This window comes from Jiella sp. M17.18, from assembly GCF_041027365.1.
In the GTDB taxonomy this organism is placed as follows: domain Bacteria; phylum Pseudomonadota; class Alphaproteobacteria; order Rhizobiales; family Rhizobiaceae; genus VKMB-3413.
Genome location: NZ_JBFTEH010000001.1, coordinates 251,611 through 268,643, shown reverse-complemented (window position 1 = coordinate 268,643; position 17,033 = coordinate 251,611). Strand labels below are relative to the sequence as shown.

The window sequence follows — 17,033 nt, the reverse complement described above, 5'->3', positions numbered from 1 at the left end:
TCGCCGCCCGACTTCGACGCGCCCGGCTGGCGGGGCGCCGGGCGGCTGAGGGAAGCGGTCGCCGCCTCGGCGTCCAATCGCGGCGGAAGCCTCATTGGCTGGTCTTCGCCAAATCGCCGCGGACGGCCTTCAGGAGCTCCTCGCCGCGTGCGAGTACCGCCGAATCGGGAACCGGCGGCGGCTCCTGCGCCACGCTTTCCTCCAGTGCCGCCGAAATCATCAGCGGCTTGGTGATCTGGTTCAGGACGTCGGACGTCGCCGCAAACAGCTTGCGGTCGGCCGGGTGGAGATCATCGGGGTTGATCGCCTCGAGGTCCGTCTGGATCGCCGACTTGTCGCGATGCGTCAGCGTTGCAGCCGCAAGATACAGGAGCGCGCGCTCGCGATCCTTCTTCGGTCCGTCCTGGATTGCGAGCGCCTTGTTCGATGCGATCCCGGCAAGCGTCAGATTGCCGGCCACGAGGGCACGCCGACCGACGGCCAGGTAGATCGTGATCTGCTGGCTGGTCGGCAGCTTGGCGACGCAGTCCGCGACCGTGTCCATCGTATCCTGTTCCGTGCCGGCCGGGCGCTCGGCATAGACTGCGGAGAAGCGCGCCCGGAAGTTGCCGGCATAGACCGAGTTGCCGTACCGGTCGAAATACTGGCGGGCGTAGCGGTCCGCCTTGGCGTGGTCGCCGTTCTGCTCCGCCAGGAGAACGCCCATGCGCAGCGCCGCCTCCTCGAGCAGCGTTCCCGGCGCGACGAGCATCACCTGCTCCAGCCGCTTCAGCGCATCCTCCGGCGCCCGCAGCTGCTCGACCTGGGCGAGCGCGAGGTTCAGCTGCCCGGCAAGATCCGGCTCGGCGAAGGTGAGGTCGAGCGCGGACAGCTTCTTCATCGCCTTGTCGACCTGGTTCTCGACATAGGCCAGGGAGCCATCCAGCAGCAGTTCGTCGTCCCCCTTCGGCTGAAGCTTGGCGATCAGCTCGCGCAGAACGTCCGGCGGTCCGCCGCTGAGCGCGTAGAGAGCCAGAGCCCGCAGGTTGCGCGGGTCCTTCCAGACGTCGAGCGGCTGACGCAGGAAGGTCGGCCCGTAATAGCGCAGCAGCTGGGCCTGCACCGGGATGGCCTTGGCGTTGCCCTGGGCGATCTCGTCCTGCAGGAACTGCAGGGAGCGGATCACCTCGTAGGGCTGCGGCGGGCGCGTCTCCGTCGCCGCAGTGCCGTGCGCCGCCGCATCTGTGCCGGCCGCGCCATCTTCCGGCGCAGCCGCGGCCTCCGCCCCGGTGTCGGGACCAGATGTCTGTGCGTCGTGGCCGGATGGCGATCCGGCGGGTTCGGCGACGGCACCACGCTGCGCGTCCTCGCCCGCCTGCCGGACCTGCCGGGCGACCGCGTCAGCCGCCACCGGAGGCTGACCGTCCGCGCGCGCGAGCGACGGGGCGAGCGCGCCGGACGCGAGCAGCGCGAGGATCAGGCCGGAACGGCGGCGACGGCGTCCTGTCATTTTGTCGGCTCGGTCAACAGGATCTCGATGCGCCGGTTCACCGCCGCCTCGGGATGGGCCGGGTCCTTGAGCTTGCGGTCGGCAAAGCCCTCGATCGCCTTGACGCGGCCGAGGTCCAGGCCGCCGCGCCCGAGCATGTAATAGGCCATGTGGGCGCGCGCGGTGGACAGGCGCCAGTTGTCGTAGTCCTGGCTCTTGAACGGACGCGCGTCGGTATAGCCGCGGATGGTGATGTCGCCCTTGCGGGTGGCGAGCACCGTCGCGATCTTGTCCATCATCTCGACGGCGGCAGGCGTCGGGCGAGCCGAGCCGATGTCGAACATCCCGGTGCTGATCTCGTCCGAAAGCGAGATCGTCACGCCGCCGTCGCCGGCCTTGACCTCGACCTGCGAGGGCACGTTCTTGCCCATGTCGGCGAGCTTCGCGTCGATGGCCGCCTTCAGCTTCTCCGCGTCGCTCTTGCCGGCGCCTTCCTTGTCACCCTTGCCGTCCTTGGTGGTGTTGCCGCCCTTCCCGGCGGGCACGGCCGCCTTGTCGGCCTTCGGGCCATCCTTGGGCGCCGTCGTCTCGTTCGGCCCGGCTCCGACATCCGTGCCCTTCGGATCGGTCATCGGATCTTCGGGCGGTATGACCGCGGTGCGGAATTCGATCGGCGGCAGATCCTTCAGCCGGCCGCCGCTTTCGGTGAGGTTCGGCGTCAGCTGCCAGGAGGTCGGGTCGAACGGGTCGCGATAGGCGTCGCCGCCGTTGAGGCCCGGAAGGCCCGACCCGTTGGGCTTGCCGTTGCTTCCGTCATTGCCGGTCGAGGTGCTCTGCGCGGCGATCTCGGCGAGCACGGCATACGGATCGCGGAACAGCGCCTTCTCCTCGCCGCCCTTCTGGTCGCCGGCCAGCGGCTTCCCGTGCGGGTCGCCGTTCGTCGCGGCGACGCTCTCGCCGTTGGTCGTGGCCTTGCGGTCGGCGCCGTCGTCCTTCCGCTTGAGGCCGCGCGTCGCAGGCGACGGGTCGCTGAGCTTGATCGGGTTGAAGTACTGCGCGACCTGCTTGCGGGTGGCCGTGTCGGACGCATTGGTCAGCCACATGACCAGGAAGAAGGCCATCATCGCGGTCATGAAGTCGGCGAACGCGATCTTCCAGACGCCACCGTGATGGTCGTCGTGGTCGTCGTGGCCGCGTCTGACGATGATGATCTCCTGGTGCTCCAGGTGACCCGCTTCGGATGGTCCGCTCACGAAAGCGCCTCTTCCAGGGCGGTGCGCCAGCCGGCGAGCCGCGTCTCCAGCGTCGTCTGGTCGCAGGTGATGCGCACGTCGCAAGCCGCCTCGTCGACCTCGAAGGTGACGAAGGCGCTGCGGCCCTCGAGCGCCGTCTTGAACGCCTCGACGAGGTCGCTCGGACCGGTCGCATGCAGGGACAGGGCCTCGCCGTCGAGGGCGAGGCTGCCGACCGCGCCGGCCAACTCCAGCATGGTCTGCCGCTTGCGGGCGTCGAGCGCGAGAGGCTTCAGCACGCTGGCAAATGAGATGCGGACGGCCGACTCGATCCGGTCCAGCCGGTCCGCCACCGTGCGCCCGAGCCGCTCGCCGTCGCCGGCCAGCCATTCGGCCCGCGCCGCCTCGATCGCTTCGGCCTGCTCCTTTGCGGCGCGCGCACGCTCGGCCGCGACGGCCTCGGCGACGGCGCGCCGAGTTTCTTCGGCGCCTTCCGCCAGAGCGGCCTCACGGCCCTCCTCGCGTCCCTCTTCGCGGCCGGCTTCGCGGGCCGCATCGAGATCCTCCTCGGTCAGGGCTCCGAAGCCGCCGTCGCCGTCCTCGGGCGAGAGATCGAGGGTGCCGTCGCCGGACAGGTCGGATGAATCGAAGGCCAGGGCCTCGCCGTCGACCGCCATCTGCGGAATGGCCGAGGCGCTGCGCAGGTTCGGCGCATCCTCGCGCGGGGTCTCGCGGTCGGCGACGAGGGTGAGATGCTCGAACGGCGCCGGCCGGGCCTTCTTCGCCTTCGGCGGCCGCTGGGAGCCCTGGAACGGCGCCTTCTGCTTGTCCTCGAACTCGGTGAGATATTGGGCGAGAGGGATCATGGACTAGGCCGCCTCTTTCTGGTGGATCCACTGCTTCAGGACGTTGGCGGCCTGGGCCTCGTCGAGGTCCAGAAGATGCTCGAGACGCTGTTGCGCCGTCTCCTTCGGCGGATCGTCGAACTGCGTGAGGAACGCCGGCTGCACGCCGCCGAGCTCGGATGTACCGTCGGAACCTTGAGCCGCGCCGAAGTCGAAGCCGCCCGGGAGTTCCAGTCCGCCCGGCATCCCGTCGTCGCCGAGGCCGAGGGCGGCGAGGCCACCCTCTTCGGCCGCCGGGGAGGTCGCGGCGATCGCCCGGATCGCCGGCTTCAGGCCGAACCAGATCAAGAGGACGGCGACGGCGAGGAGCGTGAGCGCGTTGATCAGCGTGCCGGACTGGCGCATGAACATCTCGCCGAGGCCCGGGCCCGGAACCGGCTCCAGAGCGGTGTCGCTGGCCATGAAGTCGACAGCGGTCACCTTCAGCTGGTCGCCGCGCTTCTCGTTCAGGCCGGCGGCGGAGGCGACCAGCGCCTGGATCTCGCCGATCCGCTTCTCGACGTCGGCGTCGCTCGCGTTCTTGCCGAGCGACTCCTTGATCCGCTGGCGATTGAGGACGACGGCGATCGACAGGCGATCGACGGAATAGCCTTCGCTGGTGGTCGAGATCGTCTTCTCGTTGATCTCGTAGTTCGTCAGGTCCTCGCGCCGGTCGTTGGCCTGCTTGGAGGTGTCGCCGCTGGACGGCGTCGTCTGATTGGCAGGGCGGATGTCCTGCGTCACGCCGACGGCGGCCTGGGTCGAGGAATTCTGGCTCTGGCCGGTCTCGCGGATCGTGCGCACCGAACGCTCGACGCGGCCGTCCGGATCGAAGATCTTTTCGTTCGTCTGCTTCTTGTCGGTGTTGAGCCGCGCGACGACACTGGTCTGGAAGTTGCCGACGCCGAGATAGGGCGCGAGCGTGCGCCGGATCGAGTCCTCGACGCTCTTGGAGACGATCCGCTCGATGCCGAAGAGCTTGTCGGGCCCCGCATTGGCGGAGTCGTCGCCGGCGGCGAGCAGCGTGCCGTCGGTGTTGAGGATGGTCACCTCGTCCGGCGTCATCGACGGGATCGCGGCGGCGACGAGGTAGCGGATCGACTGAGCCGCAGTGAAGTCGCCGGTGCTGTCGGTGCGGATCACCACGCTCGCCGACGGCTTCTGCCGCTCACGGCGATAGGAGCCGTCGTCGCCGAGCACGATATGGACGCGAGCGGCGCGCACGTTCTTCAGCGTCTGGATGGTCCGGGCCAGTTCCCCCTCGAGCGCGCGGACCTTGGTGATCTGCTGCATGAACGAGGTCAGCCCGATCGAGCCGATATTGTCGAAGAGTTCGTAGCCGGCGTTCTGCGACTGCGGCAGGCCCTTCTCGGCGAGCAGCATGCGGGCCGGCGCCGTCTGCGAGAACGGCGTCAGGATCGCATCGCCCTTGGCGTTCACGTCGAAGGGGATGCCGGCCTCGGTCAGCGCAGCGCCGATTCGCGTCACGTCCGTGCGGTCGAGACCGGAATACAGCGTGTCCATCTGCGGCCGCGACAGGAAATAGCTTCCCAGGCCGACGAGCGCGATGATCAGAAGGCCGACGATCCCGAGACCAGCCAGCTTGCGCGGTCCGAGCGACTGCAGGTTGGTGAGAACCTGTTGTGCCTGTCCGCCAATTGCCAACGCCATGCGTATTCCCCGCGTCTTCGTACTGAGCACGTTTCGACGCTGGGACCATGCCGGCCAAAGCTTGCGCGAGACCCCGGTTAATGAATGGTTAACAACAGTTGGAGCCGGCAAGCGTGGGCGCTCGCCGCATGAAAAAACCGGGCCCGGCCAGAGGCCGGACCCGGTCGCACTCAGTTCAGGCCGATCCGGATCAGCGGAACAGCGAGAGCAGGCTCTGCGAGGAGGAGTTGGCGATCGAGAGCGCCTGGACGCCGAGCTGCTGCTGCGTCTGCAGCGCCTTCAGCTTGGTCGATTCCTGCGTCATGTCGGCATCCACCAGCGTGCCGACGCCCTTGTCGATCGTGTCCATCAGATTGCCGACGAAGGTCGTCTGCATGTCGATGCGGTTCTGAATGGCACCGATCGTCGAGGCCCCCGCCGTCACCTTGCTGATCGCGTCGTCGACCGTCTTGATGTACAGCTTGATCTTCGAAGCGGTCACACCCGACCCGGAAATGTCGAGGCTGTCGACCGAGTCGTTCGAGAAGGCGACGTTGCTGATCGACAGCGTGTCGCCGGTCGCACCGCCGACCGTGTGGATGCCGCCGGTCGCCGCGGTGACCTTGGTGCTGTCGAAGCCGGCCGACTCGAGGGCGTGGTTCAACACCGTCTTGAAGCCGGTCGTGCCGGAGATCTTGCCGTTGGTTTCGCCCAGGGCCGCGTTGACGGTGGCCTGGTCGATGGTGACGGTCTTGGTCGTGCCGTTGAGGTTCAGATCGAAGGAGAGCGAGTCGTTCAGATCCAGCGTGACGGACGTCGCGCCGAGCGTTCCGAGAGCGATCGTGGCCGCGGTACCGCTGGCGCCAACGGACTTGGTGCCGGCCGTCAGGCCGAGGGCGCTGCTGATGCCACCGGCGCCGCCGTTCAGGATCGCCTTGCTCGACGAGCTGCTGTCATACAGCGCGATCTTCGAGGTATCGACGGTGATCGAGCCGAGCGACAGCGTCCCGGACTGGTCACGTGCGAAGTTCGCAACCATCGTCTTGTCGGCAGTGTATCCCGAGGCGCCCGAGTTGATCGACAGCCAGTTCTGGCCGGAGAAGGAGGCCGAGTTGGCGATCGACTTCAGCTGCTGCTGCAGCTGGCCGATCTCGTCCTGCACCTTGGTGCGGTCGACGCCGTCCTGGGTGGCGGTGGTCAGCTTGTCCTTGATCTGGTTGAGGACGTCCTTGGCCGAGTTCAGGCCGGTATAGGCGGTGTCGACGGTGGCGGCGCCGATGCCGAGGGAGTCCTTCACCGCCGACATCGCGCCGTTGTCGGAGCGCATCGTGGTGGCGATGGACCAATAGGCCGCGTTGTCTTTCGCGTCGGCGACGCGGTAGCCGGTGGAGATGCGGTTCTGGGTGTCCTCCAGCGAGTTGTTGGTCGCCTGGAGGGTCTGCAGCGCCGTCATCGCCGCAGTGTTGGTCATCAAGCTGCTCATACTGATCGTCCCGTACGAAATACAAATCAGGGATGGGACAGTCCGGATCGGCCGGGATAGCAAATCGGCATCATGCCTGTGGCGAGGAGTTCCCGTTCGGCCACTTCGCTATGCCCCGATAATTGGCGGCAACCCCCTTCCGAGGTCTTAAACAATTCGACCGGTTCCGGTTGGAAAGAAGTTACGGTAAATCGCCGGTAAAACTAAGGCCCCAATAGCAAGAGGGCCGCCCCTTGCGGAACGGCCCTCCCCGACTGCGCTGGAAGTTGGTTGTCAGCCCTGGAAGAGCTTGAGGATCGCCTGGCTGGAGGCGTTCGCGATCGACAGCGCCTGGACGCCGAGCTGCTGCTGCGTCTGCAGCGCCTTCAGCTTGGTCGACTCTTCCGTCATGTCGGCGTCGACCAAGGTGCCTATGCCCTTGTCGATCGTGTCCATCAGGTTGGAGACGAAGGTCTTCTGGCTGTCGATGCGGTTCTGGAGGGCGCCAAGCGTCGAGGCCCCCGCCGTCACCTTGGAAATCGCATCGTCCACCACTAGCAGGTACTTCTTGATGTCGTCCGAGGTGGTCCCGGCCTTTGAGATGTCTATCTTGTCGACGCTGGTGCCCTGGTCGGCGGCCGAACTGGAGATTTTGACGGACGACGCGGTGGTTCCGTCGCTGGCCGAATTGCTCTTGATGTCGATGCCGTTAGCGCCGTTGGCGACGGCCTGCGCTCCGACGCCGGCGGCCGCGAGCGCGCCGTTGAGGACAGCGATCCAGTGTGCCTGGCTGTCGATCTTGCCGTCGGTCGTGCCGAGGGCCGTGTCGACGACAGACTTGTTGATGGTCACCGCCTTGGCGTCTCCGCCGTTGACGGAGATTTCGAAACTGATGCTGTCGTTCGAATCGAGCGTGACGATCGTGGAGGCTGTGGCGAACGCCGTCAGCGCGAGCGTGCCGAACGAGCCGTTCGTCGTCGTCGAGGCGCTGCCGTTCGCCACCACGCCGAGGTTGGTATTGCCGCCCTGGCCGCCGTTGAGGATTGCCGAGCCGCCGGTCGGGCTGGAATCGAACAGCGCCACCTTCGAGGTGTCGACAGTGATCGTTCCGATGGTCAGAGCGCCCGAAGTGTCGCGCGAGAAGTTGGCGACGACCTGCTTGTTGGCGTCGTAGCCTGTGGCGTTCGAGTCGATCGAGAGCCAGTTCTGGCCAGAGAACGAGGCGGAGTTGGCGATCGACTTCAGCTGCTCCTGAAGCTGCGTGATCTCGTCCTGCACCTTGGTGCGGTCGACGCCGTCCTGCGTGGCGGTGGTCAGCTTGTCCTTGATCTGGTTGAGGACGTCCTTGGCAGAATTGAGCGCCGTATAGGCAGTGTCGACGGTGGCGGCGCCGATGCCGAGCGAGTCCTTCACCGCCGACATCGCACCGTTGTCGGAGCGCATCGTGGTGGCGATCGACCAGTAGGCTGCGTTGTCTCTGGCGTCGGCGACCCGGTAGCCGGTCGAGATCCGGTTCTGGTTCTCGTCCATCATTTTGTTGGTGGCCTGCAGGGTCTGCAGTGCCGTCATTGCAGCGACGTTGGTGATGATACTCGTCATCTTAGAACCCACTCACGATCGTCGCCCCTCATGGACGCGCTTTCCAAAGGACCTCTGCTTCATGCTCGGCAGCACGAGATGGACGTTTACGGCATTAACGTTAATCGACGGTAAATCCGGTCTCGCCGAGGGCCTCCGGCGGCTAGAAAAACGAGCGCACCAGAGAGCCGACAAGCATGTTCCACCCGTCGATTAGGACGAAGAACAGGATCTTGAAGGGCAGCGAGATGATCGTCGGCGGCAGCATCATCATGCCCATCGACATGGTTAACGTCGCCACGATCATGTCGATGACGAGAAAGGGCAGCACGATGAGGAAGCCGATCTCGAATCCGCGCCGTAGTTCGGAGATCATGAAGGCCGGAATCAGCACCCGCAGGTCGACGTTCTGCGGATCGTTCGCATCGCCCTGCGCCGGCGGCTCGACCCGGTCGTGACTCTCCGCCGAAGCGAGATCGCTGAACAGCGACAGATCGGCCGGGCGCACCTGGCTCAGCATGAAGTCCTTGAACGGGTCGGTGATCCGGTAGAACGCCTCCTGCTCGGTGATCTGGTTGTTCAAAAGCGGCTGCAGACCGTCGTTCCAGGCCTTGTCGAAAGTCGGCGCCATGACGAAGAAGGTCATGAACAGGGCCAGCGAAATCAGGATCAGATTGGCCGGCGTCGTCTGCAGCCCGAGGCCGGTGCGCAGGATGGACAGCGCGATGACGATACGGGTGAAGGACGTCACCATCACCAGGAGACCCGGCGCCACCGACAGCACGGTGACGATGCCGAAGAGCTGGACGATGCGCCCGGAGACCGAGGCGTCGCCGGAGGGGATGAGGTCGGCCAGCGTCTTGACGCTTGTCGAAGTCTGCGCCAGCGCCGGATGGGCGAGAAGCAGGAGAACGACGACGATCAGGAGCCGCTTCATCACTCGGCCACCATCGTGCGGATGAGATAGTCGACCACTTGGGGCGAGCGGAGTTTGGCCCGTTCGCGCAGGTCGTCCCTGAGATGCAGGAGACCACGCGAACCTTCGATCTGCGCGAGCTGCACCGAGCGCAGGAACGCCGTGGTGTCGGACTCGATCTCGGCCGCCAGAACGTTCGCGTCGACCTTGCCGTCGTCCTGGACGACGATCGATGCCTCGATCCGCAGCCAGACGTTGGGCGGCGAATAGAGGTTGGTCAGAACCGGCTGCAGCGGAATCAGCTTGAGCGGGAGCTTGCTCTTCTCGGCCGCGGCGAGGTCCCCGGCACCGTCGGTCGGCGTCACCTCGGTCGGCTTGGCTCCCGGGGCAGCCGGAGCGGCGGCGGCCGGCGCAGCGGCGGCCGGTGGCGGTGGCGCGGCGGCCAACAGCTTTCCAACGAGCGCCCCGCCGCCGCCGGCGATCAGCGTCAGAAGAACGACGGCGACGATCGTCGGAACGAGGCCGCCACGCTTCTTGGTGCCGTCGTCCGGCATCGGCAGGCTGATCTCGGACATTCGAGAAACCCTTTCCGCTCATGCACCGGCGGCGGGGCCCTCATGGCCGCGGCTCAGCCGGCGACCGAGCGATAGCGTTCCAGCCTATCGCGGAACTTGCGCGGGAGCCTTGGGCGCCCGCAGCCCGTGCCGGCCGTCGCGAGACCGGCGATCGGCGCGCGGAACTTTTTCGACGCGCACCGCTCTGCGAGCCCCCGCGAAGCCGCCGTTCCGAGACCGTCGGCAACCGCACTGCAGGAGACGCCCCGTCGCGAACGGCGGCGTCCCGATCCGGATTCTCCCACGAACGCCGGGACCGGCAGACCCCCGGCGCGTCGCCGGAGCGTCAGTAGGGTGCGACGGCGTCGTAGACCTGCTGTCCCCAACCCGGCTGCTGGACATCCGTCAGGCGTCCGCGGCCGCCGTAGGAGATCCGGGCCTCGGCGATCTTGTCGTAGTTGATGGTGTTGTCCGGCAGGATGTCGCGCGGCCGAATGATGCCGGCGATCGACAGGACCCGCACCTCGAAATTGACGCGAACTTCCTGCTGTCCGCTGATGAAAAGATTGCCGTTCGGCATCTTCTGGGTGACCACTGCCGCGACGGAGAGATCGATGTCCTCCTTGCGGTTGACCGTGCCCTTGCCGGTCATGTCGGACTTGTCCTTGGCGGAGAGCGTCGCGTCGACGGCCGGCACGGCCCAGCTGCCGAACGCGCCGCTGAGGCCGAGGGTCGCGCCGATGCCGGACTCGCGCGAGCGCTGGCTGTTGTTGTCGAGCGACGCCTGATCGCGGATCTTGATCAGCACCGTCACGATGTCGCCGACGTTCAGCGCGCGCGGATCCTGATAGAAATCGGCGCGATCGTCGGTCCACAGCGAATGTGGCGCACGCGGCGCCTGCGCCGGAAAGGACGCCGGCTGCACGTTGACAGCGGGGTATTGATAGAGGCCCGTTCCCACCGGCGAGAGCGAGGGCTCGCGCATGGCGTCGCGTCCGGACGTCGAACAGCCGGCCAGGCCCGCAAGGGCCAAAATGCAGATGGCTCTCAAGACGGTTTCCCCGTTTCACCGCCGCTCGACGTCTTGTCGACGATGCGCTTGGTGATCGCGGCCGCGACTTCCGGCTGCATCTGGCTGAGAATGTCGCTTGCCTGCCGCGCCTTCAGGCGGATGATGACCGCGGCTGCGGAATCGGTGCCGAGCTGGGCAAGCTGGGCTGCCGCGGCGTCGGCTTTCATCTTGGCGTAGATGTCGACGACGATGGTGGAGGCGCTGTCGAGGAACTTCTTCCGCTCCGCCAGCCAGTCCTGGTATTCCTTGCGCTTGGCCTCGAGCGCGTCGATCTGCTTCGACACCGCGCCCTCGAGCTGCTTCAGCTTGTCCTGCTGCAGGGCGTAGCGTGCATCCTGCGCCTTGTCGGCGATGTTCAGGCAGTATTTCTCGACCTCGGTGGTCGGCTTCGGCGCGGTCGCGACGTTGCCGTTCTCGTCGAGGATGCGGATGCCCTGCGAGGTGGTGACCGGTGGCGCCGCCGGCGGCTGCGCGCCCGAGGCGCCGACTTCGCCGACCGAGGCGCCGAGCGCCGACGCGGCGATCATGAGCATGGCGATCTTCTTCGCGCAGAAGAGCTGTTTGGTCATCATTGCACCACCAGTTCAGCCTGTAGAGCCCCGGCCGACTTGATCGCCTGCAGGATCGCGATGATCCCGGTCGGCTTCAGGCCGATGCGGTTCAGTCCCCGGACCACCGTTTCGAGATCGGCGCCGCCGACGAAGGCGAAGTTGCCGCCGTCCTGCTGGGCCTGGACGATGGTGTCGGAGGTGATCACCGTCTGCCCGTCCGACAGCGGAGCCGGCTGCGAGACAGAGGGCGCCTCGCTCACCCGGACCGACAGGCTTCCATGGGTCAGGGCGACGGTTGAAATCTGCACGTTCTTGCCGATGACGACGGTGCCGGTCTTCTCGTCGATGACCACCTTGGCGGGCTGGTCGGGCGTGATCCTCAGATCGCCGATCTCGGCGATGAACCGCGTGGAGGAGACCTTCGCCGGGCGTCGGAGATGGACCGTGCGCAGATCCTCCTCCTGCGCGACGGCAACGCCCCAGCGCTTGACGGCATAGTCGTTGATGATGTCGACGACGCGGATCGCGGTCTTGAAGTCCGGGTTCATCAGCTCGATCGCGAGATGACCGTCGTCGTTGAACCGGCCCGGCACCTCGCGCTCGACCAGCGCGCCGTTCGGCACCCGTCCCGACGTCGGCACGCCCTGCGTCAGCGTCTCGCTGGTGCCCTGCGAGGTGAAGCCGGACACGGCCACCGACCCCTGCGCCACGGCATAGATCTCGCCGTCGGCCCCGTAGAGCGGCGTCATCACAAGCGTGCCGCCCATCAGCGACGTCGCATCGCCGAGCGAGGAGACCGTGACGTCGACCCGCGAGCCGGTCCCGACGAAGGGTGGGAGCTCCGCCGTCACCGTCACGGCGGCAACGTTCTTGCCGCGCGGGTTCTGGTCGCGGATGTTGACGCCCATGCGGTCGAGCATCGACTGCAGCGACTGCTGGGTGAAAGGCGAATTGCGCATGGAATCGCCGGTGCCCTGCAGGCCGATCACCAGGCCGTAGCCGACGAGCTGGTTCGGGCGGACGCCGTCGACGGTGGTGATGTCCTTGATCCGGACCGTGCCGGCGGCATCCTGCGGATTGCCGCGCACCGGGTGGAACGGTTCGATCGGCGCCCCGACGCTGGCCATTTGCGGCAGATCGGCCGCGCGGACCGGCGCGACCGCAACCGCGACGGCCAGGCAGAATGTGAAGACGCGCAGCATCAGCTCTGGACCTTCACCGTGCCGTCGGGGTCGACGACGCCCGAGACGATGATCCCGCTGTCGTCGTTGCGGACCCGAACGGTCTCGCCCTCCTGGGCCGAGCGCAGGGCCGTGCCGACGGTGGTGATGACGAGGCCGCCTTCGGAATAGCGGAGCGTCACCCGCGCCCCCGCGCGCACGAGATCGGGCTGCTTCAGATCGGTGAGGCGGATCGCCTCGCCCGGCAGCAGCGTGCGCTTGGCGACCATCCCGTCCAGCATCTTCTCCGAGGTGACGAACAGGTCGATCTTGTCGTCCTTGACGATGAACGCCTTCGACTCCAGCCCGTGATCGGTGATGCTCTGGCCGGGATAGACGACGGTGACGGGCACCGGCATGTTCATCTCGGCCGCCGCGGCCGGCCGGACGAGGCCGAGCGCCGCCGTCGCTGCGATGCCGCAGAGCCAGGCTGCCGGGACGATCGAAAGCGCGCGCATGACTTACCGCAGCCCCTTGGAGACGGTGCTCATCATGTCGTCGGCGGCGGAGATCACTTTGGAGTTCATCTCATAGGCGCGCTGCGCCGAAATCAGCTCCGAAATTTCCTTCACCGGATCGACGTTGGAATCTTCCAGATAGCCCTGCTGGATCGAGCCGAAGCCGGGATCGCCGGGGACGCCGGCGACCGGGGTTCCGGAGGCGGTCGTCTGGCGGAACAGGTTGCCGCCCTGCGCGGCGAGGCCCGCCTCGTTGGGGAAGGTCGCGAGCGTCAGCTGACCGAGCAGCTGCGGCGCCGTCTGGCCCTGGATCGTCGCGAAGACCTGGCCGGTGTCGTTGACCGTCACGTCCGTGGCGTTGGTCGGCACGGTCATCGCGGGTTCGACCTGATAGCCGTCAAGCGTGACGAGCTGGCCCTTGTCGTTGGTGTTGAAGGCGCCGTCGCGGGTATACAGTGTCTCGCCGCCCGGGCCCGTCACCTGGAACCAGCCGCCGCCGTTGATCGCCATGTCCAGCTTGTTGCCGGTCTGGTTCAGCGTGCCCTGGATGTGCAAGTTGCGGATCGCGGCAAGCCGGACGCCGAGGCCGAGCTGAGCGCCTTCCGGAACGACGTTGTCGCCGCCGCGATTGGGCACGCCCTGCATCCGCTCGACCTGATAGAGCAGATCGGTGAACTCGGCGCGCGCCCGCTTGAAGCCGGTCGTGTTGATGTTCGCGATGTTGTTCGCGATCACCTCGACATTGGTCTGCTGGGCGTTCATCCCAGTCGCCGCGATTGCTAGCGCTCGCATGGAAAAGCTCCTTCAAGGAAATCGGCCGGCAACGGTCGAATGGGGCCGCGTTCGTCCGGCCGGATGGGCTGCCCGCACCAGGCGCGGACGGCATTGTCGGAAAAGCCGTCGCCGAAGACCGGACAGGGCTCGCCTCGTCGAGGCGTGGCGCAGGCCGGAGATTCCGAGCGGCCTGCGACCGGCTCAGATCGCCATGCGCGAGAGTTCGAGATAGGCGGAGACGGCCTTGTCGCGGATCGCCACAGCCGTCTGCAGCGTGCGTTCGGCCGACATGACGGCCTCGACCACGGACTGCGTCGAGGCTTCGCCGTTGATTCCCTTGATCGAGGTCGCCTCGCCCGTCTTGATGGTGTTCACAGCCTCGGTCGCCATCTGCGACAGCATGGCGCCGAAGTCGGTGTGGGTCGAAGGGCCGGCAACGCTCGGCATCGTCGGGCCACCGCTCAGGGGGGCGACGTCGAGCTTGGGAAGGGATGAACCGATCGCAGGGATCATGGTCAGCTCCTCAGGAGATCAATGGTCATGTTGATGAGTTCGCGGGCCTGCTTCACGACCTGCACATTGGCTTCGTACGAGCGGTTGGCGTCGCGCATGTCGGCCATCTCGACCAGCATCTGCACGTTCGGCATCTTCACGTAGCCGTCGGCGTTCGCCGCCGGATTGCCCGGGTCGTGCTCGACGACGAAGGGCGTCTTGTCGGTGCCGATCTGGCCGACCTTCACGAGATCGGCGCCGGTCAGGCGGTCCATCTCGCTCTGGAAGGTGATCGTCTTGCGCCGGTACGGGTCGCTGCCGGGGGTCAAGCCCGTCGTATTGGCGTTGGCGATGTTCTCCGAGACGACCTTCAGCCGCGTCGATTCCGCGGTGATGCCGCTCGAGGCGATTTTCAGGGAGGCGAGGATTGGGTCGATCATGGCGTCAGCTCTTGACGGTCATCAGAAGCATGCGGTTGAACGCCTTGATCACCGAGGTATCCAGCGAGTAGTCGCGCGAGATCTGGCCGGCCTTGAGCATCTCCTGCTCCATCACGACCGGCTTCTTGGTGCTCTCGACGTCCCAGGCATTGGTGTCGGATATCGCCGCGCCGCCGTCGTCCATGGCGATCGACGCGAGGTGCATCGAATTGGTGCCGGACAGCCGCGTCGCCGTCGCCTGCATGACGTCGTCGAAAGGAGCGATGTCCTTGGTCGTGTAGCCGGGGGTGTCGATGTTCGCCACGTTCTGGGCGACGACAGCCTGACGATTGCTGAGCCAGGACGCGCGCCGGGATGCGAGGCCGAAAAGATAAGTCTGATCCATGGCGGAAACGCATCTCCTTTCTGCTGTTCAAGCTCTAGGACGATGCGCTTGTCCGAAACTGGTTCAGTGGACAGCTCGGAGGCGTAGGCCGCAAGGGCGGCGCAAGCAAAGCGGCATCGGCGCCGCGGCCTTGGCGGCGCGCCGATGCTTCCGGGATGACGGGAGGGAACAGGCTCGCGGGAAAACGCGCCGGCAGTATCGCGGCGGACGCCGGTTGGCGTCGGGCGGGGATAGGCCGGCGATCCGAGCGGCGCCGGAACAGCATCGACGCCGGCGTCGGCTCAGGCTCGTCGTCGGCTCAGGCCGACAGATGCGCGTCCGCGACGGCCCGCCGCAGGTCTTCCGTCGCGAGCTCGGGCGAGACCTCCGGTCCGTCGAAGGTCATGTAGGTGATGTCGACTGCGGCGATCGAGGCGCCCAGCTCCAGCCGGAACCGGATGTCGAAGCCGGCATGCCGGAACTCCAGGCCGAGGATCACGATCGGCACGGTTCCCCAGGTCAGCTGGATGTCGCCGCTGTTGGCGAAGCGCAGGACGCCGGGCTTGAAGTAAAGCTCGGCCGACGACGTCACGATGTCGGCGAGATTGCCGAAGCGTTCGAGCCGGAGGAAGGCGACATAGTCGACAACCTCCACCAGCCGCAGCTCCGCCGCGACCTCCTTGATCCCGTCCGCGAGCACCCGCTCGCGCGCCATCGTCGTCCGCTTCTTGATCTCGAGCATGATTACGCCGTGGCGACTCCGACCTTGGAACCCGTCCGGGTGTGCAGATAATAAATGATTTCGGCGACGGCTTTAAAGAACTGCGGCGGAATCATCTGATCGATTTCGACATGATCGTACATAGACCTTGCTAGTAGCTTGTCCTCGATCACGGGCACGTCATTGGCTTCGGCGATTTCGCGAATCTTCAGGGCCAGGAGGTCGGTGCCCTTGGCGACGACCACCGGCGCGCCGCCTTCCTCGCGCACGTAGCGCAGCGCGATCGCGTAATGCGTCGGATTGGCGATCACCAGCGTGGCCTTCGGCACCGAGGCCATCATGCGCTTGCGCAGGCGCTGTCGGGCGATCTGGCGCTGGCGCGCCTTGACCATGGGGTCGCCCTCCATGTTCTTCGCCTCGTCCTTGATCTCCTGCTTCGACATCATCAGGTCGCGGCGCCAGTGCAGGCGGCTCATCGCGAGATCGGCCGCGACGAGCACGATGGTGGCGATCGAGACCCACGACAACAGCTTCATCGCCATGCGCAGGATCATCTCCGGCACCAGGACGGGATCGGCCTGCATCATCTTCATCATCTCGGGGAATCCCCCGACGAGGATGGTGCCGACGACGACGCCGATGGTGATGAACTTGAACATCGCCTTGCCGAACTCCGTTACGCCGCGCATGCCGAACATGCGGCTGGCACCGGACGAGATGGAGATGTTCGAGAATTTCGGACGGATCCGTTCGACGTTGATCTGCGGCGGATTCTGCAGGACCGACGCGAGGATCCCGCCGACCAGCAGGAAGCCCACGGCCGGCATGATGAAGCGCGCGGTTTCCACGGCGAACATACTGAGGACATGGGTTGCATCGGCGCTCGTCTCCAGCTGCCACTGGAGCGGGTTCTCCATCGTGGCCTTGAGGCTGAGAAGCAGGCGGGACGCGCCGTCATGAAGCTGGAAGGAGAGGAACGCCATCGTCGCAAGCAACGATGCCAGGATGGGAGCCTCGCGCGAGACCGGAAGGTTGCCCTTCTCGATCGTGTCGCTCAGCTTCTTCTCCGTCGGCTCCTCAGTCTTTGAGGACTTGTCCTCGCTCTCGGCCAATGGCGATTAGTCCTTGCAGCCGTTGATATCCGATGAAGGCGAAGACGCGGCGCGAAACACGGTTTCCTCGCCGTTACGCGAGCGG

18 protein-coding genes are annotated in these 17,033 nt (G+C 66.3%); all 18 read right to left on the bottom strand.

The genetic code is table 11. The features are described 5' to 3' along the window. Positions 1 to 91: 91 nt before the first annotated feature. Positions 92 to 1,489 carry a hypothetical protein gene (locus AB5S17_RS01285; protein ID WP_369235329.1) on the bottom strand — a complete coding sequence of 466 codons (1,398 nt, stop codon included), beginning with the start codon at positions 1,487 to 1,489 and terminating at the stop codon, positions 92 to 94. After that, positions 1,486 to 2,721 carry a MotB family protein gene (locus AB5S17_RS01280; protein ID WP_369235327.1) on the bottom strand — a complete coding sequence of 412 codons (1,236 nt, stop codon included), beginning with the start codon at positions 2,719 to 2,721 and terminating at the stop codon, positions 1,486 to 1,488. The genes AB5S17_RS01285 and AB5S17_RS01280 overlap by 4 nt, the downstream gene beginning before the upstream one ends. After that, on the bottom strand, positions 2,718 to 3,566 hold the full coding sequence (locus AB5S17_RS01275; RefSeq protein ID WP_369235325.1) for a hypothetical protein: 849 nt from the start codon (positions 3,564 to 3,566) through the stop codon (positions 2,718 to 2,720). Before AB5S17_RS01275 ends, AB5S17_RS01280 begins: the two co-directional genes overlap by 4 nt. A 3-nt stretch (positions 3,567 to 3,569) precedes the next feature. Next, entirely contained in the window at positions 3,570 to 5,255 is a 1,686-nt protein-coding gene (gene fliF, locus AB5S17_RS01270; protein ID WP_369235323.1) for a flagellar basal-body MS-ring/collar protein FliF, read from the bottom strand. 190 nt (positions 5,256 to 5,445) lie between these two features. Further along, the gene (locus tag AB5S17_RS01265) at positions 5,446 to 6,717 is read right to left on the bottom strand and encodes a flagellin (protein ID WP_369235321.1); all 1,272 of its coding nucleotides are present in this window, start codon (positions 6,715 to 6,717) and stop codon (positions 5,446 to 5,448) included. A 273-nt stretch (positions 6,718 to 6,990) separates the two neighbouring features. Next, entirely contained in the window at positions 6,991 to 8,295 is a 1,305-nt protein-coding gene (locus AB5S17_RS01260; protein WP_369235319.1) for a flagellin, read from the bottom strand. Positions 8,296 to 8,437: 142 nt separating this feature from the next. Then, positions 8,438 to 9,211 (bottom strand): flagellar type III secretion system pore protein FliP, encoded by a 774-nt coding sequence (gene fliP, locus AB5S17_RS01255; protein ID WP_369235317.1) that lies wholly within the window; start codon positions 9,209 to 9,211, stop codon positions 8,438 to 8,440. Continuing rightward, positions 9,211 to 9,765, bottom strand: coding sequence for a flagellar basal body-associated FliL family protein (locus AB5S17_RS01250; protein WP_369235315.1), 555 nt, complete (start codon positions 9,763 to 9,765; stop codon positions 9,211 to 9,213). Before AB5S17_RS01250 ends, fliP begins: the two co-directional genes overlap by 1 nt. 325 nt (positions 9,766 to 10,090) lie before the next feature. Then, a complete protein-coding gene (flgH, locus tag AB5S17_RS01245) occupies positions 10,091 to 10,795 on the bottom strand; it encodes a flagellar basal body L-ring protein FlgH (RefSeq protein WP_369235313.1) in 705 nt (234 codons plus the stop codon). Next, positions 10,792 to 11,385 (bottom strand): MotE family protein, encoded by a 594-nt coding sequence (locus AB5S17_RS01240; protein ID WP_369235311.1) that lies wholly within the window; start codon positions 11,383 to 11,385, stop codon positions 10,792 to 10,794. Before AB5S17_RS01240 ends, flgH begins: the two co-directional genes overlap by 4 nt. Beyond that, entirely contained in the window at positions 11,385 to 12,569 is a 1,185-nt protein-coding gene (gene flgI, locus AB5S17_RS01235; protein ID WP_369235309.1) for a flagellar basal body P-ring protein FlgI, read from the bottom strand. The genes AB5S17_RS01240 and flgI overlap by 1 nt, the downstream gene beginning before the upstream one ends. After that, positions 12,569 to 13,045, bottom strand: coding sequence for a flagellar basal body P-ring formation chaperone FlgA (gene flgA / locus AB5S17_RS01230; RefSeq protein WP_369235307.1), 477 nt, complete (start codon positions 13,043 to 13,045; stop codon positions 12,569 to 12,571). Before flgA ends, flgI begins: the two co-directional genes overlap by 1 nt. A 3-nt stretch (positions 13,046 to 13,048) precedes the next feature. Continuing rightward, complete coding sequence (gene flgG / locus AB5S17_RS01225) at positions 13,049 to 13,837, bottom strand: flagellar basal-body rod protein FlgG (protein ID WP_369235305.1); 789 nt, start codon at positions 13,835 to 13,837, stop codon at positions 13,049 to 13,051. 183 nt (positions 13,838 to 14,020) lie between these two features. Further along, positions 14,021 to 14,332: a flagellar hook-basal body complex protein FliE gene (locus tag AB5S17_RS01220; RefSeq protein ID WP_369235303.1), complete on the bottom strand. Its 312-nt coding sequence runs from the start codon at positions 14,330 to 14,332 to the stop codon at positions 14,021 to 14,023. 2 nt (positions 14,333 to 14,334) lie between these two features. Beyond that, complete coding sequence (gene flgC, locus AB5S17_RS01215; protein WP_369235301.1) at positions 14,335 to 14,751, bottom strand: flagellar basal body rod protein FlgC; 417 nt, start codon at positions 14,749 to 14,751, stop codon at positions 14,335 to 14,337. Between the two features lie 4 nt (positions 14,752 to 14,755). Next, positions 14,756 to 15,136: a flagellar basal body protein gene (locus AB5S17_RS01210; protein WP_369235299.1), complete on the bottom strand. Its 381-nt coding sequence runs from the start codon at positions 15,134 to 15,136 to the stop codon at positions 14,756 to 14,758. Between the two features lie 298 nt (positions 15,137 to 15,434). Then, positions 15,435 to 15,857, bottom strand: a complete 423-nt coding sequence (locus AB5S17_RS01205) for a hypothetical protein (protein ID WP_369235297.1) — start codon at positions 15,855 to 15,857, stop codon at positions 15,435 to 15,437. 2 nt (positions 15,858 to 15,859) lie between these two features. Continuing rightward, the gene (gene flhB / locus AB5S17_RS01200; protein WP_369235295.1) at positions 15,860 to 16,948 is read right to left on the bottom strand and encodes a flagellar biosynthesis protein FlhB; all 1,089 of its coding nucleotides are present in this window, start codon (positions 16,946 to 16,948) and stop codon (positions 15,860 to 15,862) included. Positions 16,949 to 17,033 lie beyond the last annotated feature (85 nt).